The organism is Tepidiforma thermophila (assembly GCF_002563855.1).
Taxonomy (GTDB): domain Bacteria; phylum Chloroflexota; class Dehalococcoidia; order Tepidiformales; family Tepidiformaceae; genus Tepidiforma; species Tepidiforma thermophila.
In genome coordinates this window covers 1,270,401-1,296,333 of record NZ_PDJQ01000001.1, presented here as the reverse complement: position 1 = coordinate 1,296,333, position 25,933 = coordinate 1,270,401, and the positions used below count along the sequence as shown (strand labels likewise).

The following is a 25,933-nucleotide window of genomic DNA, read 5'->3' as shown; positions in this document are numbered from 1 at the left end:
CTCGCCGGCGCGCGCACGCGAACATTGAAGGGGGAAGCGCATGATTTCGAAGCAGGAACTTGCGGACGGGATCCGGTTCGCCGGTCGGCGGGCTGCCGCTGCGGCTGAGCGGACGAAGGACTGGGACTACCAGCTCGGGCACCAGTGGACGAGCGGCGACGCCTTCCGGCACATTGCAGCGGTAGCGGGCGGGGCGGCCGGGCTGTACCCGCTGCTGGATGCGGGGGTGCTTTCGGGCATCGGTGCGGAGCGGATCGCGCAGAACAACGCCGCGGCGATTGCCGGGCTGAAGGACAAGAGCCGCGAGGAGATTATCCAGGCGATCCTCGACGGCCACGAGGCATCGGCGAAGTTCGTGGAGACGCTTGACGAGGCGGACCTTGCGAAGGTGGTGAAGCTGGGCGGCTACGAGATGGAGAAGGCGGAACTGGTGGCGCAGATCTGGATTCACCACACGATTGCGCACGCCTACGAGGCGAGCGCGCGCTGGCCCATCACCTAGCTGCCCCGCCGGGGGGCCATCCGGGGCCTGCACCGGGACCGTTCGCACCACGCATGTGCCGGCGGGCGGGGTAGACTGCGCGCATCGCATTGAACGAGGAGTGCAGGCATGCAGGTTTCACCCGTGCCGACGCTGGACCCGGAGACGAACCGGATCCGGGAGGCGACGGCGAACATCGTCAACCGGTACATCATCCCGAACGAGGACCGGCTGGGGGACTACCGGAACCCGGAGACGCAGCGGCTGCGGCATGAGATCCAGGAGCATGTGAAGGCGGCCGGGCTGTGGGCGCCGCACCTGCCGAAGGAGTACGGCGGGATGGGGATCGGGTTCATGAAGCACGCCTACATGAACGAGATCCTGGCGTGGAGCCCGTATTCGAACCCGCTGTTCGGCGTGGTGGCCCCGGATTCGGGGAACCAGACCATCCTGCTGAAGTACGGGACGGAGGAGCAGAAGAAGAAGTGGCTGGAGCCGCTCATCCGGGGCGAAATCCGGTCGTGCTTCTCGATGACGGAGCCGGACGCGCCGGGTTCGGACCCGTACGCCATCCAGACGCGGGCGGTGCGCGACGGCGACGAGTGGGTCATCAACGGCCGGAAGTGGTTCACGACCGGTGCGGACGGGGCGGCCTTTGCGATCGTGATGTGCCGGACGGAGGAGCCGGACGGGCAGGGCGGCCAGAAGGAGAAGATGACCCAGATCATCGTGCCGACGGACACGCCGGGCTTCCGGATTGTGCGGAAGATTAAGGTCTGGGGGATTGAGTCGAACCACTGCGAGGTGGAGTACCGGAACGTGCGGGTGCCGGTGACGAACCAGCTTGGGCGGACGGGCAGCGGCCACCAGGCGGCGCAGGATCGGCTGGGCGCCGGGCGGGTGTTCCACTGCATGAACAGCGTGGGGCAGATGTGGCGGGCGTTCGACCTGATGGTGCGGCGGTCGATAGAGCGCGAGGTCCGCGGGGGAAAGCTGGAGACGAAGCAGTTCATCCAGGGGTTCATTGCGGACTCGTACATCGACATCGTGACGGCGCGGCTGATGACCATCCACACGGCGGAGGTCATCGACACGGGGCAGGACGCGCGGACGCTGATCTCGGCGCTGAAGGTGTACGTGCCGGCGGCGCATGAACGGGTGGTGGACCGGGCGATCCAGGTGCACGGGGCGATGGGCGTGAGCGGCGACACGCCGCTGGCCGGGATGTACACGGGGGCGCGGACGCTGCGGATCGCGGACGGGCCGGATGAGGTGCACCGGATATTGATCGCGAAGAACGTGCTGAAGGTGTACCACGACGGAGCGAGCTGGGACTTCGGCGTGGCCTGAGGCGCTGCGCGCGCAGAGTGCGGGCCGGTCCCGTGCCGGGGGCAGGGGCCGGCCCGGGGTCAGCCGTCGCCAGGTTCGAGGAGGTAGATGCAGACGGGGTCGCCCGCGGGGCGCCAGGCGACGCGGCGGAGGGGCGTCTCTTTGAGGGCGGCGGCGAGGCAGTTTTGCTCGGCTTCGCAGAGGAGCGGGTCGACGGCGGCAGCCGCGGCGACCGGGCAGTGGTGGAGGACCAGCCGGGTTTCGCCGGCGCGCTCGTCGACCTCGGGCATATAGCCGGCCTGCTCAAACACGGCGACGACGCCGCGGAGGGGGGACCCGCGGGATTCGCGCTCGAACGCGGCGCGGTAGGTTTCGATAGTGCTGGCTTCCAGGCGCTCGAGGACACGTTCGCGGACCTCCGCGGGTTCCGCGGCGAGGGCCTCGAGCAGGTTGATGAGGGCCTGCTGGTGGAGCTTCGGGAAGAGGGCCTCAGCGCGGGGGGTGAGAAGGTAGCGGTGGCGCGGCCGGCCGGGGCCGCGGCGCTCGGGCTCGTGGCTGACGAGGCCCTGGGCTGCGAGGGTCTGGAGGTGCTGGCGAGCGGCGCCGACGGAGAGGAAGCAGTGGACGGCGATCTCCTCCACGGTAGCGGCGTGGAGGCGCTTGAGGGCGACGAGGATGGCCCGGCGGGTTGGGTCGAGGAGGTCGAGGCAGGAGTGCTCAGACATGGTGCTCGTATTGTCAAACCGGCGACGGCGTCCAGGCGGTGAGGCGGGACGTCCGCGCCGGACCGGGGCTGGTCGCCCGCGCAGCGACGGCGCGCCGCTCGTCGCAGGCTGGCGGCAAAGATACGCGCCTCGACGCTTCCGCGATCATCGCGAGGCGATAGCGAAGACTTTCACAATAATTTTCATTGTATGCGAAAGAATTCGGCACCGGCGCAGGGTTCGGCGGACTGCCAGAATGGTGCAGCGATGAATGGGGAGCTGAAGCGCCGGGTGCTGGCGGTCTGCCGGGAGGCTGGGTTCCCGCTGGCGGGGGTGGCGCGGGCTGCGCCGGCGGGCGGGGCGCGGGCCGCGGCGGAGCGGGCCCTGGCGGAGGGCCTGTTCGGGGAGATGCGGTGGATGGACGCCGACTGGGTTGAACGGGCGACCGACCCGGGGCGGTTCCTGGCGGGCGCGAGGAGCCTGGTGGTGGTTGCGCTGCCGGCGCACGCGCCGGACCCGCCGCGGCCGGCGGACGGCCGGGCGCGGGGGCTCGTGGCGCGGTACGCGCGGGGGCGGGACTACCACCGCGTGTTCGAGGGGCGGCTGCGGAAGGCGGTGCGCCGGCTCCGGGAGGAGTTCGGGGCGGAGGCGCGGGCGACCGTGGACTACGGCCCGCTGCTCGAGCGGCCGTATGCGGCGGCGGCAGGGCTTGGCTGGCTGGGGAAGTCGACGATGCTGCTGGCGCCGGGGTTCGGGCCGTGGGTGCTGCTGGGGGTCATCGCGACGACGCTGGAGCTGGAGCCGGACCCGCCGCTGCGGAAGAGCTGCGGGAGCTGCCGGCGGTGCATTGTTGCGTGTCCGACGCAGGCGATTGCGCCGGACGGCGGGGTGGTGGATGCGCGGCGGTGCATCAGCTACCTGACGATTGAGCACCGAGGGGTGGTCCCGCGGGACTTGCGGGCGGCGATCGGAGCGCGGGTGTTCGGCTGCGACGACTGCCTTGATGCGTGCCCGGTTGGGGCGAGCCGCTGGGAGGCGGACCCGGAGCTGCAGGCGGCGTCGGCCGAGCGGGCGTGGCCGGAGCTGCGGGCGTTCGTGGAGATGGACCAGGCGGAATTCGAGGCGGCCTACCGGGGGACGGCGCTGATGCGGGCGAAGCGGGAGGGGATGGCGCGGAACGCGTGCATCGCGCTGGGCAATGTGGGGTCGGCGGAGGAGGCGCCGGTACTGGCGAGGGCGCTGGAGGACGGGTCGGCGGTGGTGCGGGGCCATGCCGCGTGGGCGCTCGGGCGGCTGGCGGCGCGGACCGGTGCGGACGTGCAGGAACTGCTGACGTGGCGGCTCACGGCGGAGGATGACCCGTGGGTGCGCGAGGAGATTGCGCTGGCGCTGGAGGAGGCTGACGCGCGAACACGGACAGGGTAGGCTATCGGCGCGAAGTTTGACCCCGGACTCACGGGGGAAAGGAGTGAGGACCATGGGTGAGATGGTGACGTTCCCGGCGAACGGCGGGACCTGCAGTGGGTACCTTGCGAAGCCGGCATCCGGTTCGGGCAAGGGCGTGGTCGTGATCCAGGAGTGGTGGGGGCTGAACGACAACATCAAGGGGATCGCGGACCGGTTCGCGGCGGAGGGTTTCGTTGCGCTGGCGCCGGACCTGTACCACGGGGTGGTGACCAAGGAGCCGGACGAGGCGGGGAAGCTGCTGATGGCGCTGAACATCCAGCGGGCGGAGGCGGACCTGAAGGGGGCGGTGGCGTACCTGAAGGAGATGACGGGCGGCCCGGTGGGGACGGTGGGCTTCTGCATGGGCGGGGCGCTGAGCCTGTTCGCGGCGTGCAACAGCGATGGGGATGTGGGGGCGTGCGTCGACTTTTACGGCGGGCACCCGGCTGTGAAGTACAACTGGGACAACCTGACGGCACCGGTGCTGGGGATCTGGGCGGAGCACGACGACTTCGTGAACCCGAACATCCCGACCTACAAGGCGGAGCTGGAGAAGCGGAACATCCCGCACGAGTTCATTACGTACCCGGGGACGCAGCACGCGTTCTTCAACGACGAGCAACCGGAGCCGCAGTACAACCCGGCTGCTGCGAAGGATGCGTGGGAGAAGACGCTGGCCTGGTTCCGGAAGTACCTGTAAATCCCGGCGGACGCTGGAAGCCCCGGCGGCGCAGCCGGGGCTTTTTGTTTGGCGACGGAGGTTCGAGCGATGGGCGCGCTGGATGGCAAGGTGGCGATCGTGACGGGCGGCGCCTCGGGCATCGGGAAGGCGATCGTCGAGGCGTTCGTGCGGGAAGGGGCGCGGGTGATAGTGGGCGACGTGGACGCAGCGGGGATCGGCCGGCTGATCGGGGAGCTGGGGCACAACCAGGTGGACGGGGCGGAGGTGGACGTGCGAGACGAGGCTGCAGTCGAGCGGATGGTGGGGCAGGCGGTCCGGCGGTTCGGGCGGCTGGATATTGCCGTGAACAACGCGGGGGTCGGCGGGTTTGCGCCGATCCAGGCGTACCCGCTGGAGGAGTGGGACCGGGTGGTGGGGATTTCGCTGACGGGGACGTTCCTGTGCATCAAGCACGAAGCGGCGCGGATGATGGCGCAGGGGAAGGGCGGGAGCATCATCAACATCGCGAGCCTGAACGCCATCCAGCCGGCGGAGGGGTTTGCGGCCTACTGCGCGGCGAAGGCGGGGGTGGCCATGCTGACGAAGGTGGCCGCGCTGGAGCTGGGCCGGCACGGAATCCGGGTGAATGCGATTGGGCCAGGGCTAATCCACACGCCGGCGACGGCGCCGATGACCGCGGTGCCGGGGCTGGAGGCGGCGTTCATCGCGGAGACGGCGCTGGGGCGCGCAGGCGAGCCGGAGGACGTTGCCGGGCTGGCGCTCTACCTGGCTTCTGATGCGTCGTCGCTGATGACGGGTCAGACGCTGTACATCGACGGCGGCGCGAGCCTGAAGAAGTACCCGGAGCTGTTCTCGTTCGTCGGCGCGGCCGGGTCAGGTGCGGGGTGAGGAGGAGGATGGGCCTTCGCCGGGCTGACCGGGCCGGCCGCCGGGATCGTCCCGCCTGAAGACGCGGTCGACGATCTGCATCCACTCCTGGTGGGCGACCTCCCAGGGGAAGTCGGGGTCGTCGGTGTGGGGCGGGTCGTAGCGGACCTGGTCCCAGTAGGCGTCGCGGGGGAAGGGCTGGGCGAACTGGCGGGCGAGGTCGCGGGCTTCCGGGGAGAGTTCGACGACATCGACGGGCTCGGCGGCGGCCGATGGCGGGTGGCGCACGAGTGCGCTGCCGTTGCCCGGGAGGAACGGACGGTAGGCAGCGGCGCCGAGGAGGCCCGAGACCGGTCGCGTGTCCATCGAGAAGCCCCCGCAGCTGCGCGGCAGCGCAGATGCTCTATTCAGGTTTTCGCCTTAGGGGAAAACCCGTACGGGGGCAGTTCCGGGGAGGGAGGGTTGCGGGGCGGGGTCAGGGGCGGGCGATGTACTCGAGGAGCTGCATGGCGAGGCCGGCGTGCGCGGTGCGCGGGGTGAGGACGAGGCCGAGGCGCTCGAAGGCGGCAGCGGCAGCGTCGAGGCCGGCTACGGGGAGGACGAGGTGGTCGATGCGGGTGAGCACCGGTGGAGTGTAGCGGGCCGGATTGGTCCGATGGGGGCGGCCGGGGGAAACTGAAACGACGGTTGCGCGTTTTTTGCTATCGGTGGAGGTGCGATGACCCGGCCTGCGAGCGCACGGACTGCAGTGACGGCGGCCCTGACCGGGGACCCGCTCTGGTACAAGGACGCGGTGATCTATGAGCTGCACGTGCGGGCGTTCCACGACGGGAACGGCGACGGCATCGGCGATTTCCCCGGGCTGACGCAGAAGCTGGACTACCTGCAGGAGCTGGGGGTGACGGCGATCTGGCTCCTGCCGTTCTACGAGTCGCCGCTGCGGGACGACGGGTACGACATCGCCGACTACCGGAAGATTCACCCGGCGTACGGGACGCTGCGCGACTTCAAGGTGTTCTTGCGGGAGGCGCATGCGCGGGGGCTGCGGGTGATTACGGAGCTGGTGATCAACCACACGAGCGACCAGCACCCGTGGTTCCAGCGGGCGCGGCGGGCACCGAAGGGGAGCGTCTACCGGAACTACTACGTCTGGAGCGACACGGCGACGGAGTACGCGGACGCGCGGATCATCTTTAAGGATTTCGAGCGCTCGAACTGGACGTGGGACCCGGTGGCCGGGCAGTACTACTGGCACCGGTTCTATTCGCACCAGCCGGATTTGAATTTCGAGAACCCCCGGGTGCGGCAGGAGATTTTTGAGGTGGCCGACTTCTGGCTCGAGCTGGGGGTGGATGGCTTCCGGCTGGACGCGGTGCCGTACCTCTTCGAGGCGGAGGGGACGAGCTGCGAGAACCTGCCCCAGACGCACGCATTCCTGAAGGAGCTGCGGGCGCATGTGGACGCGAAGTTCCCCGGACGGATGCTGCTGGCCGAGGCGAACCAGTGGCCGGAGGATGCGGTGGCGTACTTCGGGGACGGCGATGAGTGCCATATGGCGTTCCACTTCCCGCTGATGCCGCGGCTGTTCATGTCGGTGCGGATGGAGGACCGGTTCCCGACCACGGAGATCCTGGAGCAGACGCCGCCGATCCCGGAGACGTGCCAGTGGGCACTCTTTTTGCGGAACCACGACGAGCTGACGCTGGAGATGGTGACGGACGAGGAGCGGGACTACATGTACCGGGTGTACGCGGCGGAGGACCGTGCGCGGGTGAACCTCGGGATCCGGCGGCGGCTGGCGCCCCTGCTGGCGAACAACCGGCGGCTGATCGAGCTGCTGAACGCGCTGCTGTTTTCGCTCAAGGGGACGCCGGTCATTTACTACGGCGACGAGATCGGGATGGGGGACAACATTTACCTCGGCGACCGGGACAGCGTGCGGACGCCGATGCAGTGGAGCGCGGACCGGAACGCGGGGTTTTCGCGGGCGAACCCGCAGAAGCTGTACCTGCCGGTGATTATCGACCCGGAGTACCACTACGAGTCGGTGAATGTGGATGCGCAGCAAGCGAACCCGTCGTCGCTGCTGTGGTGGATGCGGCGGCTCATTGGGCTGCGGCGCCGGCACCCAGCGTTTGCACGGGGGAGTCTGCAGTTCGTGGAGTGCGACAACCACCGGGTGCTGGCGTTTGTGCGGGAGTACGAGGGGGAGCGGGTGCTGGTGGTGGCGAATCTTTCGCGGTTTGCGCAGGCGGCGCACCTCTCGCTGGGGGCGTACGCGGGTGCGGAGCCGGTGGAGCTGTTCGGGCACGTGCGGTTCCCGCGGGTTGGGAGCGAGCCGTACTTCCTGTCGCTCGGGCCGCACTCGTTTTTCTGGTTCGAGCTGGCGACACCGGGGCCGGACGGGCGGCCTGAGCCGACGCTGCCGGAGCTGCGGGTGGGGGTGAGCCCGGAGGAGCTGTTCGACGGCCGGCGGGATGCGCTGGATGGGGTGCTCGCGGAGTACGTCCCGGCGCGGCGGTGGTTCGGCGGGCTGACGCGCCGGCCGCGGCGGGTGCGGGTGGTGGACCGGGTGCCGCTGCGGGCCCGGGGGGTGCCGGCGACGGTGTTTGCGGTGGTGCAGGTGGAGTACGAGCAGGGGGAGCCGGACCGGTTCGGGCTGCTGCTCTCGGCGGCGCCGGAGGAGCGTCGGCCTGCGGTGGAGGCGGCGGCGAGCTGGGCGGTGCTGGCGACGGTGGTCTCGGCGGGCGGAGAGCGCTGGGTGCTGGTCGACGGACTGGCGCTGCCGGAGGTATGCGCGGCGCTCCCGGGGCTGTTCCGGAGCCGGTCGCGGCTGGCCGGCGAGGCCGGGGCGCTGGTGTTTGTGCCGGAGCCCGGGGTGCGGTTCAACGGGGTCGAGGGGACACCGGCGGTGAGCCGGGCGGAGCAGAGCAACACGTCGGTGCATTTCCCGGGGCAGTTCGTGTTCAAGGCGATCCGGCGGATCGAGGCGGGGACGCATCCGCAGGTGGAGCTGGGGGAGCTGCTGGCGAAGACGCGGGCAGCCTCGATGGTGCCGAAGCTGGCCGGGCGGGTGGAGTACGTGCGAGGAGGCGAGCGGCCGGCGGTCGTCGGCGTGCTTGAGGCGGCCGTGCCGCACCAGTACGACGGGTGGACGTTCGCGACGGAGCAGCTGGAGCGGATGCTGGAGGAAGTGGCGGCAGCGCGGCTGGAGCCGCCGCGGGTGGCCGAGAGCGAGCACCCGCTGACCTGCGGGCCGGAACCGGCCGAGCTGGCGGCGTATGCCGGGCCGTGGCTGGAGTTTGCGGAGACGCTGGGCCGGCGGACAGCCGAGCTGCACGCAGCACTGGCGGGGATTGACCACCCGGACTTCGTACCTGAGCGGTACACGCCGTTCTACCAGCGGGCGCTGGCGCAGGGGCTGCGGGTGCAGGCGCGCCGGGCGCTCAGGGCGCTGCGGCGGTGCCTGCCTTCGCTGCCCGCGGAGGCGGTCGAGCTGGCGGGGCTGGTGCTGGAGAAGGAGGACGCGTTCGTCGCGCGGCTGCAGCAGGTGGGCACGCGGAAGCTGGAGGGGCTGCGCATCCGGGTGCACGGCGACCTGCACCTCGGGCAGGTGCTGGTGGCAGGACGGGAGCCGGTGTTCATCGATTTCGAGGGCGAACCGGCGCGGTCGCTGGGGGAGCGGCGGCTGCGGCGTTCGCCGCTGCGGGATGTGGCGGGGATGGTGCGGTCGTTCCATTACGCGAGCAGGGCGGCGCTGCGGCAGGTTGTCGAGGGGCATGCGGCGGGCACCGGGACGGACCTCGAGCGGTGGGCGCTGGGCTGGTACCTGTGGACGGCGCGGGCGTACCTCGAGGGGTACCTCGCGGTGGCGCGGGCGAGCGGGCTGCCGGGCGGGAGCCCTGAGGAGCAGCGGTTCCTGCTGGATACGTTTGTGCTGGACAAGGCGTTCTACGAGCTGGCGTACGAACTCGACCATCGCCCGGGCTGGGCGGAGATTCCGCTCCGCGGGCTGCTGCTTTCGGCGGCACAGGAGGGACTGTGAGCAAGCGTGAGAGGGATTCGGCGTTCGGGGACCTGGACCTGCACCTGTTCAACGAGGGGAACCACGCCGGGCTGTACCGGCTGATGGGCGCTCACCCGGTGGCAGGCGGTGTGCGGTTTGCCGTGTGGGCGCCGAACGCCGGCGAGGTGGCGGTCGCGGGGGATTTCAACGGGTGGGACCCGGCGGCGAACGAGCTGCGCTGCCTGGGTCCTTCGGGTGTGTGGGAGGGCGTAGTGCCCGGCGCGAAGGCGGGCGACCGGTATAAGTACGTCATCCGGAACCGGGAGACGGGCGAAGTGCTGTGGAAGGCGGACCCGTTTGCGTTCCAGGCGGAGCTTCCGCCGGCGACGGCGTCGGTGGTGGCCGGGCTCGAGTACGCCTGGGGCGACGCGGACTGGATGGCCCGGCGCGGCGAGGTGAACCGGCACGACCGGCCGATCGCGATCTACGAGGTCCACCTGGGGTCGTGGCGGCGCGGTCCGGACGGGGCGATGCTGGGGTACCGGGAGCTTGCGCCGCTGCTGGCGGAGCACGCGGTCCGGCACGGCTTTACGCATGTGGAGCTGATGCCGGTGATGGAGCACCCGTTCTACGGGTCGTGGGGCTACCAGGTGACGGGGTTTTTCGCGCCGAGCAGCCGGTGGGGGTCGCCGCAGGATCTGATGTACCTGGTCGACACGCTCCACCAGGCGGGCGTGGGGGTGATCCTGGACTGGGTGCCGTCGCACTTCCCGGATGATGCGTTCGCGCTGGCGCGGTTCGACGGGACGCACCTGTACGAACACGCGGACCCGCGGCGGGGCTACCACCCAGACTGGGGGAGTCTCGTGTTCAACTACGGGCGGCACGAGGTGCGCTCGTTTTTGCTGAGCAGCGCGATGTTCTGGCTGGACGTGTACCATGCGGACGGGCTGCGGGTAGATGCGGTGGCTTCAATGCTCTACCTAGATTATTCGCGGAAGCCGGGAGAGTGGGAGCCGAACGTGTTCGGGGGGCGGGAGGACCTGGACGCGATCCGGTTCCTGCGGAAGCTGAACGAGACGGTCTACCTGCTGGCGCCGGGCACGCAGACGGTGGCGGAGGAATCGACGGCGTGGCCGATGGTTTCGCGGCCGACGTGGATGGGCGGGCTGGGGTTCGGCTTCAAGTGGGACATGGGGTGGATGCACGACACGCTGCTCTACTTCCGGAAGGACCCGGTGCACCGGAAGTACCACCACAACCTGCTGACCTTCCGGGCGCTGTACGGGTTCACGGAGAACTTCGTGCTCGCGCTTTCGCACGACGAGGTGGTGCACGGGAAGGGGTCGCTGCTGGCGAAGATGCCGGGGGACGACTGGCAGAAGTTCGCGAATTTGCGGCTGCTGTTCGCGTACCAGTGGACGCTGCCGGGGAAGAAGCTGCTGTTCATGGGGCAGGAGTTCGGGCAGTGGGCGGAGTGGAACCACGACCGGGAGCTGGACTGGTGGCTGGCGGGCTTCGACCGGCATGAGGGGCTGGCGCGGCTGGTGGCTGACCTGAACCGGCTGTACCGGGAGTACCCGGCGCTGCACGCGACGGACCACGACCCGGCGGGGTTCGAGTGGATCGAATGTGACAATGCGGACGAAAGCACGCTGGCGTATTTGCGGCGTTCGCCGGACGGGAAGCGGGAGGTTGCGGTGGCGCTAAACTTCACGCCGGTGCCGCGGGTGAGCCACGTGATCGGGGTGCCGCATGGGGGGACGTGGCGGGAGGTGCTGAATACGGACGCGACGGAGTACTGGGGGAGCGGGATGGGGAACCTCGGGGGTGTCGAGGCGGAGGCGATGCCGGCGCACGGGAGGCCGTGGTCGCTGCACATTGTGCTGCCGCCGCTGGGCGCGGTGGTGTTCGCGCACGAAGAGGGATAGGGACGGGCCGAAGCGTTGCAAATTGCAACCCAATGAGCCTGGCCGTAGACTGCCGCGCCATGGCGCAGGAGGCAGCGACGGGGGGCCAGGCCGCGCGGCCGGTCTCGCGGAATCCGTTCAGCGTGCCGCAGTACCGGGCGTGGTGGCTGGCATCGGTGGCGGCGGGCTCAGGGGTGGGCATCCAGGCGGTGACGGTGCCGCTGTTCATCCGCGACCGGGTGGACTCGGAGCGGCTGCCGCTGGCGATCGCGGCGGCGCTCATCTGCCAGACGCTGCCGGGGGCGGTCTTCGCGCTGCTGGGCGGGGTGGTGGCGGACCGGGTGGAGCGCCGGCGGGTGCTGATCCGGACCTACCTGGTTGCGGCGGCGGTGTCGCTGGTCTACGTGGTGCTGGCGGGCGCGGATGTCCGGTGGGCCTGGCCGGTGTTCATCCTGGCGGCGATTGTGGGTTCGGCGGGCGCGTTCACGAACCCGGCGCGGCAGGCGATGATGCCGCAGATTCTCGACCAGGAGCAGATCCAGAACGGGGCGATTTTCGGGACGCTGGCGTTTATGGCGACGCTGCAGTTCGCCGGGCCGGCGGCGGGCGGGCTGCTGGCAGACGGGGCCGGGCTGCCCGTCGCATTTGCGGCTGAGGTGGGGCTGCTCGGGCTGGCGGCGCTGCTCTTCTGGCGGATTGCGACCGACCGGCCGGTTCCGACGGGGCGGAGCGTGCGCGCGGACCTGGCTGCGGGCGTGCGGTACGTGCTGCGGGAGCCGACGCTGCGGGGAATCCTTGCGCTCGGAACGGTGCCGGGGGTGCTGATCATGGGGCCGTTTGCGGTGACAGTCGTGCTGATGGTTGGGGAGGAGTTCGGCGCGCCGGACCGGTGGGTGGGGCTGCTGTGGGGGTCGTTCGGCGCGGGCATTGTCGCGGGGTCGTTGCTGCTGAGCGTGGCGCGGGTGCCCCGGCGGGGGCTGCTGCTGGCGGGCTCGCTTGTGGGCGGCCCGCTCTTCACCCTTGGTTACGGGCTGGCGCCGAACACCGGGACGGCGATGGTGTTCCTGTTCGCGGCCGGTATCGCCGGTCCGGCGATTTTCATCAACTTCGCCGTTGCGCTCCTGCAGGAGCATGCGGACCGGGCGATGATGGGCCGGGTGATGAGCATGTACGGCCTGGCGTTTACGGCGAGCGTGCCGGTGGGGTACCTGCAGGCGGGTATCCAGGCGAGCCTGTGGGGCGCGCGGCCGACGCTGGTGACGAGCACCGCCTTGTGTATTGCGGTCGGCATGGCGGCTGTGCTGTCGTTGCGGCCGGTGACGCGGCTGCGGTGAGGCGGAAGCGCAGCCCCTACGCGGAGGATTGACGGGAGGACGCGGCTGTCAGGGGAGGAGGGAGCGGGGGAGGGCGCCTTCGTGTTCGAGGAGGCGGCGCTTGAGGGCAAGGCCGCCGGCGAAGCCGTGGAGGGTGCCGTCGGCGGCGACGATGCGGTGGCAGGGGAGCCAGAGGGGCGCGGGGTTGGCGCCGATGATGGCGCCGGCGGCGCGGGCTGCCCCGGACCCGAGTCCGGCCCGGGCGGCGAGCCACGCGTAGCTCCGGGTTTCGCCGGGGGGAATATCGCGGAGGGCGAGCAGGACGCGCCGGGAGGCGATGGGGAGCTCCGGGGGCAGGTCGACGGGAAAGGCTGCGAGGGCGGCGAGGTCGCCGCGTGCATAGTCAAGAAGACGGGCGCAGGCCTGGCGGAGGGCGTCGGAGTCGGCTTCGCGGCCGCCGAAGGCGCGTAGTTCGCCCAGGGCGGCATCGCGGGTGGGGTGGAAGAGGGTGGCGTGGCGGATGCCGCCGGGGGCGAGCGCGATGCCTGCCCAGCCGAGGTCGGTTTCGATGACAGCGGCCGGGAGGCTGGCAGTGATTGCGGGAGCGCGGACGGTCATTGGGCCTGCCGGTTTTTGCGGCCGAAGAGCCGGCCGAGGAGCGCACTGCGGAGGGAGCGGTAGGAGGCGGCAGCCTCGTCATCGGCGATGCGCTGCTGCCCGGGGCGGGCGTAGCGGGATTCTTCGTAGGCCTGGCTGAGGCGCTCGGCGGGCTCTTCGCGCTGGATGGCCCGGCCGAGGCGGCGGGACCATTCGCGGGGGGTTTCGGCCTCCCGGGCGCCGAGGCCGGCCCAGGCGGCGAGGCGCTGGGTGTGCGCCCAGAGGCGGGCGCGCTGGTCGAGCCCGGAGAGGCCCCAGTTCCAGGCGAGGCGGAGGCCGACGGCGCCAGCGGCGAGGACGGCGAGCAGGGCGAGGACGGGGATGAGGAGGATCCAGTTAAACCTGTCGTTGAGGATGGGGTCTTCGGCGAGGGCTTCCTGGACGGGATTGGCGCCGCCGGTCGGGTCGACGAGGTCGGGGCCGAAGAGGTCTTCGAGGGAGGGTTCGACGAAGGGGTCGGATGGGACCAGGGGCTGGCTGAGGCCGCCGGCGCCGCCCTCGGGGCGGTCGGAGGTGGGATTGAATTCGACCCAGCCGTAGGAGGGGAAGAAGACTTCGACCCAGGAGTAGGCGTCGCTCTTGCGGACGGTGTAGAGGGTTTCTTCGCCGGTGCCGGGGGTGAGGACGTAGCCGACGGCGACGCGGCAGGGGATGCCGACGGTCCGGAGCATGACGCACATGGCGCTGGCCTGGTAGTCGAAGTAGCCGCGTTTCAGGTCGAAGAGGAGGAATTCGACGGCGTCGCGCCCCGGCGGCGGGGCCGGGACGGCCAGGTCATAGGGGAAGGTGCGGAGGTAGGCTTCGATGGCCTTGGCCTGCTGGTAGGGGGTCGTCGCGCCGGCTTCGGCGATGATGCGGCGTGCCTCGTCGCGGACTGACTGGGGGAGGTCGTTCGGAAGCTGGAGGTAGCGGTCGGTGACCCACTGGGGGTAGGCGGTGCCGGCGGCGTTGAGCTGCTCGGCGGTCGCCCGGGAGATGGAGCCGAAGCTGTTGTAGGTATCATCGGCCCCGAGGGCGCGACGGCTGCGCATCCGTTCAATATCGCCGGCCTGGCCGGGGGCGGCATCGATGCGGGTATCGACATTGGCGGCGAGGGGGACGCCGGGGGTGAGGATGGTGCTTTCGGACGAGAGGAGTTTGACGCGGAGGATGGCGACGGTGCGGGCCTGGTAGGTTGCGGACTGGGCGTCGACGGCGAGTTCGCGGGCATCGACACGGGAGGAGTCACGCGGGCCGGCCTTCCAGCCGGCGCCGGTGTAGACCTCGTAGCTGGTGGCGCGAAGGAGGCCGGGCTCGGCGGCGTTGACTTCGAAGAGGCGGCGGGTTCCGAGGGTGACGTCGCCCTGGATGGGGAGGGTGTTGCCGAAGGTGTGGAGGTTCGTGCCGCGGCGCGAGTCGATGTTGTGGAAGAGGCGGAGGAGGTGGTCGGACTGGGAGGTGAACGGCCGTGTGAGGGTTTCGAAGGCGGACTGGGCGGCGCGGGCCTGGTTCCCGAGCGGGAGCTGCCAGGCGATGACGACGAGGGCAGCGGCGACGACAACGGTGAGCTGGATGAGGCTGACGGAGATGAATTCGGGGTAGTCGATGCCCTCGGCGCGCCAGCGGGCGAGGTGCTTCTGGAGGTGGACGCGGGAGAGGAGAACGATGGCGCCGAAGAGGAAGACGACGAAGTCGCCGGTGGGCTGGCCATCGAGGAAGGAGATGTTGGTGAGGAGGATGAAACCGCCGGGCAGGAGGGCGAGCCAGGCGTTATGCCAGCGGAAGAGGCACCAGGCGGCGGCGTAGGCGGCGAGCCAGGCAAGGGCCTGGACGAGGGTGACGAAGGGGAGGTTGTCGTTGCTGATATCGCCGGCCCGGACGACGTGGAACCATTCGACCATGCGGACGCGGAAGTCGGCGAGGCGGTCGGCGAGGGTGGGGCCATCGGCGTAGGTTTGGGCGACGAGGACGACGACGGCGGCGCCGAGGGCGAGGCCGACGGGGTGGATGGCGAGCGCATGGAGACGTGCCCGGGCGGAGAGCATGCCGATGGCGAGGCCGAGGAGGACGGTGGGGATGAAGGGGGGCATGCCCTCCACCCAGTTGGCCTGTTCGAGGGAGTGGGCGATGGCGACGAAGGTGATGACGGCGACGGCGAAGGTGAGCCAGTCCTCCCAGCTCATGACGATGCGGGGGAGGTTGAGCGCGACCGAGCCGACCGTGCGGACCGGGGTCCGCTCGATGGAGGGGTTCAGGCCTGCCATGCGCCACCTCCTGCGCCGGCGGGGCCGAGCGCGAGGGAGAGGTCGTCGCCGCGGCGGACGACGTAGGTAAGGATATCGGACGCGGTGAGCTGCCCGTAGAGGAGGAGGGGTGAGCGGTCGCTGCCGAAGGTGGAGGGGTCGATGAGGACGACGGCAGCGCGGACGCCGCGCTGGGTCAGCGACTGGATGGCGGTGAGCCAGTGGTCATCGGTTGCGGCGGTGACGATGACGAGGGTGGTGTGGCGGCCGAAGCGACGCTGTTCTTCGAGGAGGAGGGCGCCGAGGGGGGCATCGCCGACGGCGCTGGCGGTGGCGAGGGTTTCGAGGATGCGGGTGAGCTGGTTTTGGCCGCGCTCGGGCTCGAGGATGCGGAGGTCGCGGCCGAACTGGAGGAGGCCGGCAGGGCGGTTAGCGATGATGTAGTGGCGGGCGACGCTGGCTGCGATGCGGACGGCGTACTCTTCGGTGGAGTCGTCGCCGGACCCGACGTGGACGCGGCGTTCGAGGTCGAGGATGACCCAGATATCGGAGGCGGGGTCGAGTTCGAAGGTTTTGACCATGAGCTCGCCGGTGCGGGCGGTGGAGCGCCAGTGGATGCGGTTGAAGGCGTCGCCGGGGGCGTATTCGCGGACGCCGGCGGCGTTGGGGGTGATGTAGTGGGTGCGGCGGCGGAAGCGGCCTTCGCCGGGGAGGTTGGCCGGCGGGGCCTGGAAGTGGGGGAGGTCGACCACGGGCGGGTAGACGAGGATCTGCTGGGCTTCGCCGAAGGTGCGGGTTCGGCGGAAGATGCCGAAGGGGTCGACGGCGGTGACGGTGAGGGGGCCCCATTCGTAGAGGCCGCGGCGCAGGAGCGGCGTCGTGACGAGCCAGTTGCGGGAGCGGCGGGGCGGGATATTGAGGATGCGACGCGAGCGATGGCCGGGGAGACCGGAGGGGTCTTCGACTTCGAGCCAGATCTTCGGGAGGAAGGTGGTGTTGCGGACCTCGATGACCTCGAGGGCTTCCTGGCCGACCTGGGCGCGGGAGGTGCGCCGGTCGACGTTGGCCTGGAGGCCCCGGGTGTTCCACCAGGTGAAGAGCCAGGCGAGGGGGAGGGCGATGGCGATGATGTAGACGAGGCGGAAGAGGAGCCAGAAGCCGGTGGCGAAGGCGACGAAAACGCAGACGAGCAGGATGGCGAGGACGAGGGAGAGCGTCCGGCGTTCGGGGGCGAGGACGGCAGCGAGGGGGCGCCGCATGGCGGGTCAGGCGCGGGCGCGGGCCCCGGGGACGGGGACGCGCTGGAGGCACTGGGCGATGACGTCGGCCTGGGTGACGCCCTTGACCTTGGCGCCGGGGCTGACAATGACGCGGTGGGCGAGGGTGAAGACGGCGAGGTCTTTGACGTCATCGGGGATGACGAAATCGCGGCCTTCGAGAAGGGCCTTGGCCTGCGCGGTGCGGAAGAGAGCGAGGGAGCCGCGGGGGCTGGCGCCGAGGTAGACGGCTTCGTGCTCGCGGGTGGCGTTGGCGAGCTGGACGATGTACTGCTTGATGAGCGGGTCGACGTAGATTTCGCGGACGGCACGCTGGAGCTGGAGGATTTCGTTGGCGTCGGTGACCTGCTGGAGGGCTTCGATGGGGTGGCGGGTCTGCTGGTTATCGAGGACGAGGACCTCGTCGGTGGGGGAGGGGTAGCCGAGGAACATGCGGATGAGGAAGCGGTCGAGCTGTGCCTCGGGGAGGGGGAAGGTGCCTTCGTATTCGATGGGGTTCTGGGTGGCGAGGACCATGAAGGGCTGCGGCATGCGGTAGGTGATGCCATCGACGGTGACCTGCCGCTCTTCCATGGCTTCGAGGAGGGCGGACTGGGTCTTGGGGGTGGCGCGGTTAACTTCGTCGGCGAGGACGACCTGGGCGAGGATGGGGCCGGGGCGGAATTCGAAGTCGCCGGTTTTCTGGTTGTAGATGGAGACGCCGGTGACGTCGGAGGGGAGGAGGTCGGGAGTGAACTGGATGCGGCGGAAGGTGCAGCCGGTGGAGACGGCGATAGCGCGGGCGAGCATGGTTTTGCCGACGCCGGGGACGTCTTCGATGAGCATGTGGCCGCCGCAAATGAGTGCGGTGACGGCGAGGCGGATTTCGCGGGTTTTGCCAACGATGACCTTTTCGACGTTGGCGATGATCCGCTCGGCGACAATCCTTGGGTCTTCCACGGGCCGACTCCGGGGGGCCGGGGCACGGGGGTGGAGGATGCCCCGGGGTGATTGGCCGGATTATAGCGCCGGCGGATAGGGGGCCGGTTAAGTCCCTTTCTGGCCTGCGGGCGCGAGGTCGGCCGGGAGCGGCTGGCCGGGGGCGAGGATTGCGCGGAGGACGAGGTCGGCGAGCTCGACCTCGAGGCGGGAAGGGACGAGGGGAGGGCAGGCGGCCATGACGACGAGCGGGTCGGCGGCGCCGGCGATGAAGAGGCGGGTTGTGGCCACATCGAGGTCGGCACGGAAGCAGCCGCGGCGGATACCGCGCTCAATGGCGGCATCGAGGCGCGGGTCGGTGAGCCAGGCGAGGACGCGGCCGCGCATGGTCTCGAAGGTGGGGGCCGACATCATCTCCATCGCAAGGGGGGCAGTGGTGGAGAAGGTGCGGAGGAGGGTGGCAATGTGGCGGCGAACCAGCTCGACCGGGTCGTCGATGGCGAAGACGGCCTCGAGCTCGGCGTCGGTTTCATCGAGGACGCTGGCGGCGACGGCGGCGACGAGGTCGGACTTGGCGGGGAAGTTGCGGTAGATGGTGCCGATGCCGACGCCGGCGCGCTCGGCGAGGTTGCGCATTTCGACGGCGGTGCCGTGTTCGAGGAAGAGGTTTCGCGCGGCTTCAATGATCCGCTCGCGGTTGATGCGGGCGTCGGCGCGTTCGGAACGGGGTGCTGGTGCTGCCATGTTCGATAACGAAGATACAGGAATTTGGTGTTGATCGGAACCGGAGTTCCGCTTCACACTGGTTTGTGTCCCGCGGGGTAGCGGCGGGCACGGCGACAGGAGTTTGCACGATGGCTGAACAGGGAGCACGTGACGTGACCGTGATGGAGCGATGGGCGCGGTTTGTCCACCGGCGGAAGTTGCTGGTGCTGGCGGCGTGGCTGGCAATCCTCGTGGCCGGCGGCGCGGCGGCGCGGAGTTTCGGCGGCGAGTTCCAGACGGAGTTCACGCTGCCGGGCTCGGAATCGCAGCGGGCAACCGATCTGCTGAAGGAGCGGTTCCCGGCGCAGGCGGGCGGCGAGGCGGACATCGTCTTCGAGGTGCCGACGGGCATCGACGGTGCACGGCCGCAAATTGAGGAGGTGCTGGCCCGCATCCAGGCTGAAGTCCCGGACGTTGCGGCGATTGAGTCGCCGTTCGAGCGTCCGGGCTACATTTCGCCGGACGGGACGATTGCCCGTGCGGTGGTGCGGTTCACGTTCGATGCGGACAAGGTGCCGCACGAGACGGCGGTACAGCTGATTCGGCTGACGGAAGAGGCTGCGCGGCCGGGCTTCACGGTAGAGCCGGGAGGCCGGGTCATCCAGTTCAACGAGCAGGCGGAGTTCGGCTCGGAGATTTACGGGCTGATTGCGGCGGTCTTTATCCTGCTGATCGCCTTCGGGTCAGTGGTGGCGATGGGCGTGCCGATCGGGGCGGCGCTCTTCGGGCTCGGCACCGGGCTTGCGCTGATTACGATCGCGGCCCGGTGGGTCGGCTTCCCGAGCTTCTCGTCGCAGTTCGCGGCGATGATCGGCATTGGTGTCGGCATCGACTACTCGCTGCTGGTTGTCACGCGGTTCCGGGAAGCGATCCACGCGGGGAAGCGGGTGGAGGAGGCCGTGGTGGAGGCGGTGACGACCTCGGGCCGCGCGGTGATGTTTGCGGGCATTGTGGTGGCGATTGCGTTTTTCGGGCTGTTCGTTGTGGGGCTGCCGTTCGTGGCGACGCTGGCCACTGCGGGCGCGGTGGTGGTGCTGGTGGCGGTGGCGATTGCTCTCTCCCTGACGCCGGCGCTGCTGGCGGTCTTTGGAACGCGCGTGGATCGGCTGCGGGTGCCGTTCCTGCACCAGTCGGAGGGGGTGGACCCGCGAAGCCCGTGGTACCGGCTGAGCCGGTCGATCCAGGCGCGGCCGTGGCCGTTTGCGCTGATAGCGGGCGGGCTGCTGGTGGTGCTTTCGCTGCCGATCCTGGATATGCAGCTGGGGTTCACGGATGCCGGGAACCGCTCGCCGAGTTCGCATTCGCGGAAGGCGTATGACCTGATTGCGAAGGGGTTCGGCCCGGGCACGAATGGGCCGCTGCTGGTGGTGGCAGACGCGCGGAACGGGAACGGCGGGCTGCAGCAGGCGGTGGAGCTGCTCCGGGCGACGCCTGGGGTGGCGAGCGTGACCGAGCCGGTGCTGAACCCGGAGGGGGACACGGCGGTTATCACCGTCATCCCGACGACGAAGCCGCAGGACCACGCGACGACCGAGCTGGTGCACCGGCTGCGGACCGACGTGCTGCGGCGGGCCGAGGCGAATGGGGATCGGTTCTACGTAACCGGGGTGACGGCCGGCCAGATCGACGCGAGTGACCGGATTTCGCAGCGGATGCCGTACCTGTTCATCGGGGTGATCGGGCTGAGCTTCATCCTGCTGACGGCGATGTTCCGGTCGGTGGTGGTGGCTCTCAAGGCGGCGATCATGAATCTGCTGTCGATCGGGGCGGCGTACGGCGTGGTGGTGGCGGTGTTCCAGTGGGGCTGGGGCGGCGAGCTGATCGGGGTCGGCACGGGACCGGTGGAGGTGTTCCTGCCGATGATGATGTTTGCGATCCTGTTCGGGCTTTCGATGGACTACGAGGTGTTCCTCATCAGCCGGATTCGTGAGGAGTACCTGAAGACGGGTGATACCGGGCTGGCGGTTGCGAACGGGCTGACGGCGACGGCACGGGTGATTACCGCGGCGGCGGCGATCATGGTGACGGTGTTCCTCGCGTTCGTGCTGGGGCCGGAACGGGTGATCAAGGAGTTCGGCATCGGGCTGGCGACCGCGATTTTCGTGGACGCCACGATCGTGCGCATCCTGCTGGTGCCTTCGACGATGGAGCTGCTGGGCCGGTGGAACTGGTGGATGCCGCAGTGGCTCGATCGGCTGCTCCCGAACCTGCACGTGGAGGGTCCTCCGCCATCCGAGGGCGAGATTGCCGGGGCGCCGGCAGGCGGCCGCTAACGGCTGCGGCCGGGTGAACCGGGTAGACTGCCCGGTATGAGGGTTGACTGGGTGGGACGGGCGCGCGCGCTCGCGGAGCGATTCGCGGAGCGTGCACCCGTGCACGACCGGGAAGGCTCGTTCCCGTTCGAGAATTTTGCGGAGCTGCGGGAGGCGGGGTTCTACGGGCTGACGGTGCCGCAGCGGTACGGCGGCGCGGAGGCGCCGCTGGCCGTCTACCTGGGGGTGCTGGAGGAGCTGGCGCGGGGAGACGGTTCGACGGCGCTGGCGTTCATGATGCACCTGAAGACGTTCGGGCAGGAGCGGGAGGCGCCGAGCTACCCGGAGCGGTGGTTCGCGCACCTGTGCGAAGGGGCGGTGCAGCGGGGGGAGCTGGTGAACACGGTCGCGACGGAGGAGGGGCTTGGGAGTCCGTCGGGCGGCGGGGTGCCGGAGACGGTGGCGCGGCGCGAGGGCGACGGCTGGGTGCTGGAGGGGCGGAAGACGTTTACCACGCTGGCGCCGGTGCTGCACCACTTCATCGTGCTGGCGCGGATTGAGGACGGCCGCAGCGGCGACTGGCCGCGGATTGGGAACTTTCTCGTCTGCCGGGGCGAGCCGGGGCTGCGCATTGTTGAGACGTGGGATGCGCTGGGGATGCGGGCGACGGGCAGCCATGACGTGGTGCTGGAGGGGGTCCGGCTCCCGGCGGACCGGCTGCTGAACGAGCGGGAGGCGGGTTCGCCGGACCCGCGGGCGGGGGCGGGCCTGGCGTGGTTCGCGCTGGGGCTGTGCGCCGTGACGATCGGGGTGGCGTCGGCGGCGCGGGACTACGCGGTCGGGTTCGCGCGGGAGCGGACGCCGAACGGCCTGCGGCCGATCCGGGAGCTGCCCGGGGTGCGGAGCAAGGTGGCGCGGATGGATCTGCTGCTCCAGCGGAGCCGTGCGCTGATGACCGATGCCGAACGGGCATGGACGGGGCAGACATCAGAAGGGATGCCGCCCATCGACCGGGTGGCGGTGGCGAAGGTGGAGACGCTGAACGCTAGCATCGAGGCGGTGGAGCTGGCGATGCGGGTGGTGGGGGGAGTCAGCCTGCAGCGGTCCCGGCCGCTGGAGCGGTATTTCCGGGATGTGCGGGCGCCATTGCATAATCCGCCGCTGGAGGACCGTGCGCTGGAACAGCTGGCGCGGAGGGCGCTCGATGGGGCGTTCGAGCCGCCGCGGGCGGCGGAGTAGGCGGGCGCTGCTTAGCCGTCTCAGGTACCGGGGACTTTGAAGTCGCGTCCGATGGTGATGACGACGTCGGGGAGGGCGGTGTCGTCGGTGGGGACGACGACGATTTCTGAGGCGGGGATGCCGAGCCATTTGGCGATGTCCTCGGCGAGGACGCGCCGTTCGAGGTGGTAGAGCGTGATGGTCGTGTGCGGCTGCTGCGGGGCATCGGGGCCGTAGTAGACGGTGGGGAGCCCTTTGACGTACGCGAGGTAGCGGCCGAGGGCGGCGGCTCGGGCGGCGCCATCGGGACCGTAGCCGTTCTGGATTTCGACGTTGCTGTCGCTGTAGGCGGGCTTGGTGAAGACCTGGTTGAGCCAGTACTGGACGTTTTCGGGGTTCCAGGCAAGGACGGCTGCGCCGGCGGCGGTGGTGAACCCGGTGACGGTGGGGACGTCGTTCACCGGGTCGCCGAGGGAGTAGGTTTTGAGGCGGCCGTCGGTGGATCGGAGGAGGTCGAGGTAGCCGGGGAATTTGGCGTAGGGGATATCGGTCTTGACGGTTGAGGCGTAGGCGTTCCAGAGCCCGGCGGGGTCACGCAGGATATCGAGCTGGAAGGCCTTGTTGAGGGCAGCCTGGAGGACGAGCTGCTGGCGCTTGACGCGTTTGAGGTCGGAGTCGTACTCGCGGTGGCGGCCGAAGGCGACGGCGTGGTAGCCGTCGAGGTGGTTGAGGCCGGGCGGGAATTCGACCCAGACGCCGTGGATATCGTCGTTGCTGTAGAACCAGGCGGGGACAGCGAGGTCGGGGGGGATATCGACGTCGACGCCGCCGAGGGCATCGACGAGGAGTTCGACGCCTTCGAAATCGAGGATGACGTAGTGGTCGATTTCGATGCCGAAGTTGAGCTTGAGGTCGGCTTTCAGCTCTTCGACGCCTCCGCGGATGGTGCCGGTGGCGCGGACGCCGTCGCCGAAGGACTGGTTGATGCGGCGCTGGCTCTCGGGGGCTTTCGGGTTGGAGACGTCGATCCAGAGGTCGCGGGGGAAGCTGAGGACGGCGGCGGTTTTGGCGACGGGGTCGATGGTGGCGACCATGATGGTGTCGGTGAGGTAGCCGCTGTTGGGGTTATCGTCGAACTGGAACCCGGGGCGCTTGTCGACGCCGAGGACGAGGAGGTTGATGCGCTTGCGGAGGACGCTGTCTTTGCCGGGGTCGGTGATGGCGACGATCGGGGTATTGAGGCTGGCGAGGGGCCGGATGATGCCGAGTTCGGTGAGGGAGCGGCCGGGGAAGAGCGCGGGGGTGACCCGGGCGAGGAGGGCGAGGCTCGAGTAGAAGGAGGCGAAGGCGAAGGTGAGGAGGGCGAGAACAAAAAGGAAGCGCTGGGAGGGGGAGAGGAGGGGGCGCGCCGCTCGAGTGGGCCGGGCGACGGCGCGCGCGGGCGGGTAGGGTGAGCGCTCGACGCGACCTGTCACACGGTCCAAGCTACGCGCGGGTTGCGGGGAGGGTCAATCGGCGGGTTTGCGGAACCTTGCCGTGGGGCAACGGGGCGGTCAGCCCATGCCGAGCTCTTCGAGGCGGTCGTCATCGATGCCGAAATAATGGCCGAGCTCGTGCAGGACGGTTTTCCGGACCTGCTCGCGGACCTCGTCTTCGGAGTTGCAGATGGCCTCGATGTGCTCGTGGTAGATGGAGATTTTGTCGGGGGCGACAAGGTTGTAGTTCTCGCCGCGGTGGGTGAGCGGGATGCCGTGGTAGAGGCCGAGGAGGAGGTCGTTGGGGCCGATGCCGGCGAGCTTGCGGTCGCGGGCGGTTGGGCGGGATTCGATGACGATATCGACGTTGTGGACGCGGGCGAGGAGCTCCGGGGGCAGCGAGGCGACGGCCTCGCGGACGAGACGGCGGAAGGTTTTACGGTCGACGCGCATCAGCGGGGCGAAGGGGAGGCGCTCCAGATGGTGCGGAAAGCGCGCCCGCCGAGGATGGCTTCGCGCTGGGCGTCGCGCTCGAGGGCGATGAGTTCCGCGAGCGCGGCCTCGGCGCGGGCGACCGCGCCGGGGTGGCCGGCTGTGATGAGGCGGTCGCGGACTGCCTGCCAGGCTGCGGTGCCGGCGAGGGAGGCGACGTAGCGGGGCCAGAAGACGGTCACGAGCCGTGGCGGAGCACCGAGGCCGGGGCGCAATTCACGGAGGTGACGGTAGCGGGCCTCGATGGAGGGGAGGGGGTCGACCGCGCAGACGAGCGGGGGCTCGGAGGAGGTGGCGCGGAAGTCGAACAGGAGCCGACGGTGGACGGTGACGAAGCGGGCGATTACGACGTCGTGCGACCGGATGGTCGCGATGATGTCGTCCAGGTCAACGCTGAAATCGTTGTCCACGGCGTTTGTGATTGTAGGGGGCGCGGGAGGGGCTGGCGAGTGACGGAGATGTGACAGGTTGCGCCGGGCGGGGCGGCAGGGAGGCGGGGTTGCCGACGATATGGGTGATGCTGGGACGATGGCGACGCTGGGGAACACGCCGGCGGGTGGCGCAGCTGATCCGCGAGGGAGTCGGCGTTTCGGAGCGGACGTGGACGGTCGAGCGGCTGGAAGACAGCACGGACCTCGCGGTGCGGGTGGCGGCGTGGGCGCGGGAGGAGATGGCAACGATGCGGCGGCCGTTCGGGGTGGACCACGTGGCGGTTGCCCTGGCCTGCCGCGACGGCGGGGGGCGCGTGTTCGCGAGCGCAAGCCTTGGGGTGGTGCGGCCGGGCGCCTTCTACGGGGGCGAGGCGGAAGCGCGGCTGGCGGAGGCGCTCGAGGGCGCGCTGCGGCTGGCGCCGGGGGGCAGGGCAGAGGTGCTGGTGGCGCTGGTGCGGCTGGGCGACCTGGCGTTTGAGCTGCAGGGCGCGCAGCAGGCTGCCTGAGCGGTTGCCGGTGACGCGGGAGGGGGTACACTCGCGGCTATGACGAGTGTGGCGAACCCGGCGCGGGCGAAGGAACGGATCCAGCGGCAGATCGAGAAGATCGGGCGGCTGCGGGGGAGCGGGCCGAATCCGTTCGATTACGACCTCTGGGACGACCGCACGGTGGAGATCCTGACGGCGATTTATGGCGAGGGTTCGCCCGAGCTGCGGCGGTACGAGGAAGCGGCGGGCAAGCGGGGCCGGCTGCCGGGCGTGCGCGGGCAGGCGGAGAACATGACCCTGAACATCCACGGGCCGTGGGGCATCCTCGCGCGGCTGGAGCGGGCGGAACGGGTGCTGCAGGAGCTGGTGCGGGAGCTGGACGCGGCGGCGGGCTGAGGCACGGGCTTCCCGCGGCAGGGGAGTGCTAGGCGCGTTCGACGGTGTAGCGGAGCTGGACGAAGCCGGCGGCGTGTTCGCGGACGCCTGCGAGGCGGAGGGGCGGAGCGGTGACGCGGCGGGGGAGGAGCGGTGCGCCGGAACCGAGGGTGACGGGGGCGACATCGACGATGATTTCATCGAGGAGGCCGGCGTCCCAGAATTGGCCGACGAGGTCGCCGCCGCCGACGAGCCAGATATCGCGGCCGCCGGCAGCGCGGGCCATTTCGGCGTAGACCGGGCGGACGTCGCCCTGTACAAAGCGGATTTCGGCGCCGGCGGGGGCCGGCCAGGCGCGGTGGGTGAAGACCCAGGCCGGCTGGACGTAAGGCCAGGGCTTGGGGTCGCCGCCGGGCGGCAGGAGCTCGTGGTCGAGCAGCCAGCTCCAGGTGGTGGCGCCCATGGCGAGGGCGCCGATGCGTTCGATGAACGCGGGCCAGTCGGGCGGCTCAGCAAGGTTGAACTGGAAGAGCCAGTCGAGCGAGTTGTGCTGGTCGGCGATGAAGCCGTCGAGGCTGACGGCGGTGTAGTAGATGGTTGTCACAGGGCGGGCTCCGGGGGCGTA

Annotated in this window: 24 protein-coding genes; 12 read left to right on the top strand and 12 right to left on the bottom strand. The window is 70.0% G+C overall.

Annotation, left to right across the window (positions count from 1 at the left end; translation table 11 throughout):
• Positions 1-40 precede the first annotated feature (40 nt).
• Together A9A59_RS06265 and A9A59_RS06260 are read left to right on the top strand one after the other, a co-directional pair.
• The gene (locus A9A59_RS06265; RefSeq protein WP_098503468.1) at positions 41-502 is read left to right on the top strand and encodes a hypothetical protein; all 462 of its coding nucleotides are present in this window, start codon (positions 41-43) and stop codon (positions 500-502) included.
• A gap of 108 nt (positions 503-610) precedes the next feature.
• Complete coding sequence (locus A9A59_RS06260; RefSeq protein ID WP_098503467.1) at positions 611-1,831, top strand: acyl-CoA dehydrogenase family protein; 1,221 nt, start codon at positions 611-613, stop codon at positions 1,829-1,831.
• 59 nt (positions 1,832-1,890) lie between these two features.
• Here the strand turns inward: A9A59_RS06260 and A9A59_RS06255 are convergent, their stop codons facing one another.
• On the bottom strand, positions 1,891-2,535 hold the full coding sequence (locus A9A59_RS06255; protein ID WP_098503466.1) for a helix-turn-helix transcriptional regulator: 645 nt from the start codon (positions 2,533-2,535) through the stop codon (positions 1,891-1,893).
• 246 nt (positions 2,536-2,781) lie between these two features.
• Here A9A59_RS06255 and queG point away from each other — a divergent pair, with 246 nt between their 5' ends.
• From queG to A9A59_RS06240, 3 genes are all read left to right on the top strand, one after another.
• Positions 2,782-3,939 carry a tRNA epoxyqueuosine(34) reductase QueG gene (gene queG, locus A9A59_RS06250; protein ID WP_165772546.1) on the top strand — a complete coding sequence of 386 codons (1,158 nt, stop codon included), beginning with the start codon at positions 2,782-2,784 and terminating at the stop codon, positions 3,937-3,939.
• A 52-nt stretch (positions 3,940-3,991) separates the two neighbouring features.
• Entirely contained in the window at positions 3,992-4,660 is a 669-nt protein-coding gene (locus A9A59_RS06245) for a dienelactone hydrolase family protein (protein ID WP_098503464.1), read from the top strand.
• 69 nt (positions 4,661-4,729) lie between these two features.
• Entirely contained in the window at positions 4,730-5,530 is an 801-nt protein-coding gene (locus A9A59_RS06240) for an SDR family NAD(P)-dependent oxidoreductase (RefSeq protein ID WP_098503463.1), read from the top strand.
• On the opposite strand, the gene A9A59_RS06235 is transcribed toward A9A59_RS06240, so the two are convergent.
• A complete protein-coding gene (locus tag A9A59_RS06235; protein ID WP_098503462.1) occupies positions 5,516-5,875 on the bottom strand; it encodes a hypothetical protein in 360 nt (119 codons plus the stop codon). The genes A9A59_RS06240 and A9A59_RS06235 overlap by 15 nt on opposite strands.
• Positions 5,876-5,984: 109 nt before the next feature.
• Positions 5,985-6,134: a VOC family protein gene (locus A9A59_RS14060; RefSeq protein ID WP_165772545.1), complete on the bottom strand. Its 150-nt coding sequence runs from the start codon at positions 6,132-6,134 to the stop codon at positions 5,985-5,987.
• Between the two features lie 93 nt (positions 6,135-6,227).
• Here A9A59_RS14060 and treS point away from each other — a divergent pair, with 93 nt between their 5' ends.
• Genes treS through A9A59_RS06220 form a run of 3 tightly spaced genes read left to right on the top strand, consistent with a single transcriptional unit; the run spans position 6,228 to position 12,759 of the window.
• Positions 6,228-9,554, top strand: a complete 3,327-nt coding sequence (gene treS, locus A9A59_RS06230; protein ID WP_098503461.1) for a maltose alpha-D-glucosyltransferase — start codon at positions 6,228-6,230, stop codon at positions 9,552-9,554.
• Complete coding sequence (gene glgB, locus A9A59_RS06225; RefSeq protein WP_181950229.1) at positions 9,551-11,446, top strand: 1,4-alpha-glucan branching protein GlgB; 1,896 nt, start codon at positions 9,551-9,553, stop codon at positions 11,444-11,446. The genes treS and glgB overlap by 4 nt, the downstream gene beginning before the upstream one ends.
• 59 nt (positions 11,447-11,505) lie before the next feature.
• Positions 11,506-12,759, top strand: a complete 1,254-nt coding sequence (locus A9A59_RS06220; protein ID WP_165772544.1) for an MFS transporter — start codon at positions 11,506-11,508, stop codon at positions 12,757-12,759.
• A 48-nt stretch (positions 12,760-12,807) separates the two neighbouring features.
• Here the strand turns inward: A9A59_RS06220 and A9A59_RS14255 are convergent, their stop codons facing one another.
• From A9A59_RS14255 to A9A59_RS06195, 5 genes are all read right to left on the bottom strand, one after another.
• Positions 12,808-13,356, bottom strand: a complete 549-nt coding sequence (locus A9A59_RS14255; RefSeq protein WP_098503458.1) for a methylated-DNA--[protein]-cysteine S-methyltransferase — start codon at positions 13,354-13,356, stop codon at positions 12,808-12,810.
• A complete protein-coding gene (locus A9A59_RS06210; RefSeq protein ID WP_098503457.1) occupies positions 13,353-15,638 on the bottom strand; it encodes a transglutaminase domain-containing protein in 2,286 nt (761 codons plus the stop codon). Before A9A59_RS06210 ends, A9A59_RS14255 begins: the two co-directional genes overlap by 4 nt.
• The gene (locus A9A59_RS06205; RefSeq protein WP_098503456.1) at positions 15,626-16,876 is read right to left on the bottom strand and encodes a DUF58 domain-containing protein; all 1,251 of its coding nucleotides are present in this window, start codon (positions 16,874-16,876) and stop codon (positions 15,626-15,628) included. Before A9A59_RS06205 ends, A9A59_RS06210 begins: the two co-directional genes overlap by 13 nt.
• Before the next feature lie 6 nt (positions 16,877-16,882).
• Positions 16,883-17,833: an AAA family ATPase gene (locus A9A59_RS06200; RefSeq protein ID WP_098503455.1), complete on the bottom strand. Its 951-nt coding sequence runs from the start codon at positions 17,831-17,833 to the stop codon at positions 16,883-16,885.
• Positions 17,834-17,920: 87 nt separating this feature from the next.
• Positions 17,921-18,556: a TetR/AcrR family transcriptional regulator gene (locus tag A9A59_RS06195; protein ID WP_098503454.1), complete on the bottom strand. Its 636-nt coding sequence runs from the start codon at positions 18,554-18,556 to the stop codon at positions 17,921-17,923.
• Between the two features lie 110 nt (positions 18,557-18,666).
• On the opposite strand from A9A59_RS06195, the gene A9A59_RS06190 reads away from it, so the two are divergent.
• Positions 18,667-20,850 (top strand): MMPL family transporter, encoded by a 2,184-nt coding sequence (locus tag A9A59_RS06190; protein WP_098503453.1) that lies wholly within the window; start codon positions 18,667-18,669, stop codon positions 20,848-20,850.
• A gap of 36 nt (positions 20,851-20,886) precedes the next feature.
• Complete coding sequence (locus A9A59_RS06185; protein WP_098503452.1) at positions 20,887-22,068, top strand: acyl-CoA dehydrogenase family protein; 1,182 nt, start codon at positions 20,887-20,889, stop codon at positions 22,066-22,068.
• Positions 22,069-22,088: 20 nt separating this feature from the next.
• Here the strand turns inward: A9A59_RS06185 and A9A59_RS06180 are convergent, their stop codons facing one another.
• From A9A59_RS06180 to A9A59_RS06170, 3 genes are all read right to left on the bottom strand, one after another.
• Positions 22,089-23,522 (bottom strand): LCP family protein, encoded by a 1,434-nt coding sequence (locus tag A9A59_RS06180; RefSeq protein WP_098503451.1) that lies wholly within the window; start codon positions 23,520-23,522, stop codon positions 22,089-22,091.
• 78 nt (positions 23,523-23,600) lie between these two features.
• The gene (locus A9A59_RS06175) at positions 23,601-23,975 is read right to left on the bottom strand and encodes a metallopeptidase family protein (RefSeq protein WP_098503450.1); all 375 of its coding nucleotides are present in this window, start codon (positions 23,973-23,975) and stop codon (positions 23,601-23,603) included.
• On the bottom strand, positions 23,975-24,424 hold the full coding sequence (locus tag A9A59_RS06170; RefSeq protein WP_098503449.1) for a hypothetical protein: 450 nt from the start codon (positions 24,422-24,424) through the stop codon (positions 23,975-23,977). The genes A9A59_RS06175 and A9A59_RS06170 overlap by 1 nt, the downstream gene beginning before the upstream one ends.
• Before the next feature lie 146 nt (positions 24,425-24,570).
• On the opposite strand from A9A59_RS06170, the gene A9A59_RS06165 reads away from it, so the two are divergent.
• Complete coding sequence (locus tag A9A59_RS06165) at positions 24,571-24,951, top strand: hypothetical protein (RefSeq protein ID WP_098503448.1); 381 nt, start codon at positions 24,571-24,573, stop codon at positions 24,949-24,951.
• Positions 24,952-24,990: 39 nt separating this feature from the next.
• The gene (locus tag A9A59_RS06160; RefSeq protein WP_098503447.1) at positions 24,991-25,329 is read left to right on the top strand and encodes a hypothetical protein; all 339 of its coding nucleotides are present in this window, start codon (positions 24,991-24,993) and stop codon (positions 25,327-25,329) included.
• 28 nt (positions 25,330-25,357) lie between these two features.
• Here A9A59_RS06160 and A9A59_RS06155 read toward each other — a convergent pair whose 3' ends face one another.
• On the bottom strand, positions 25,358-25,912 hold the full coding sequence (locus tag A9A59_RS06155) for a dihydrofolate reductase family protein (protein WP_098503446.1): 555 nt from the start codon (positions 25,910-25,912) through the stop codon (positions 25,358-25,360).
• Positions 25,913-25,933 lie beyond the last annotated feature (21 nt).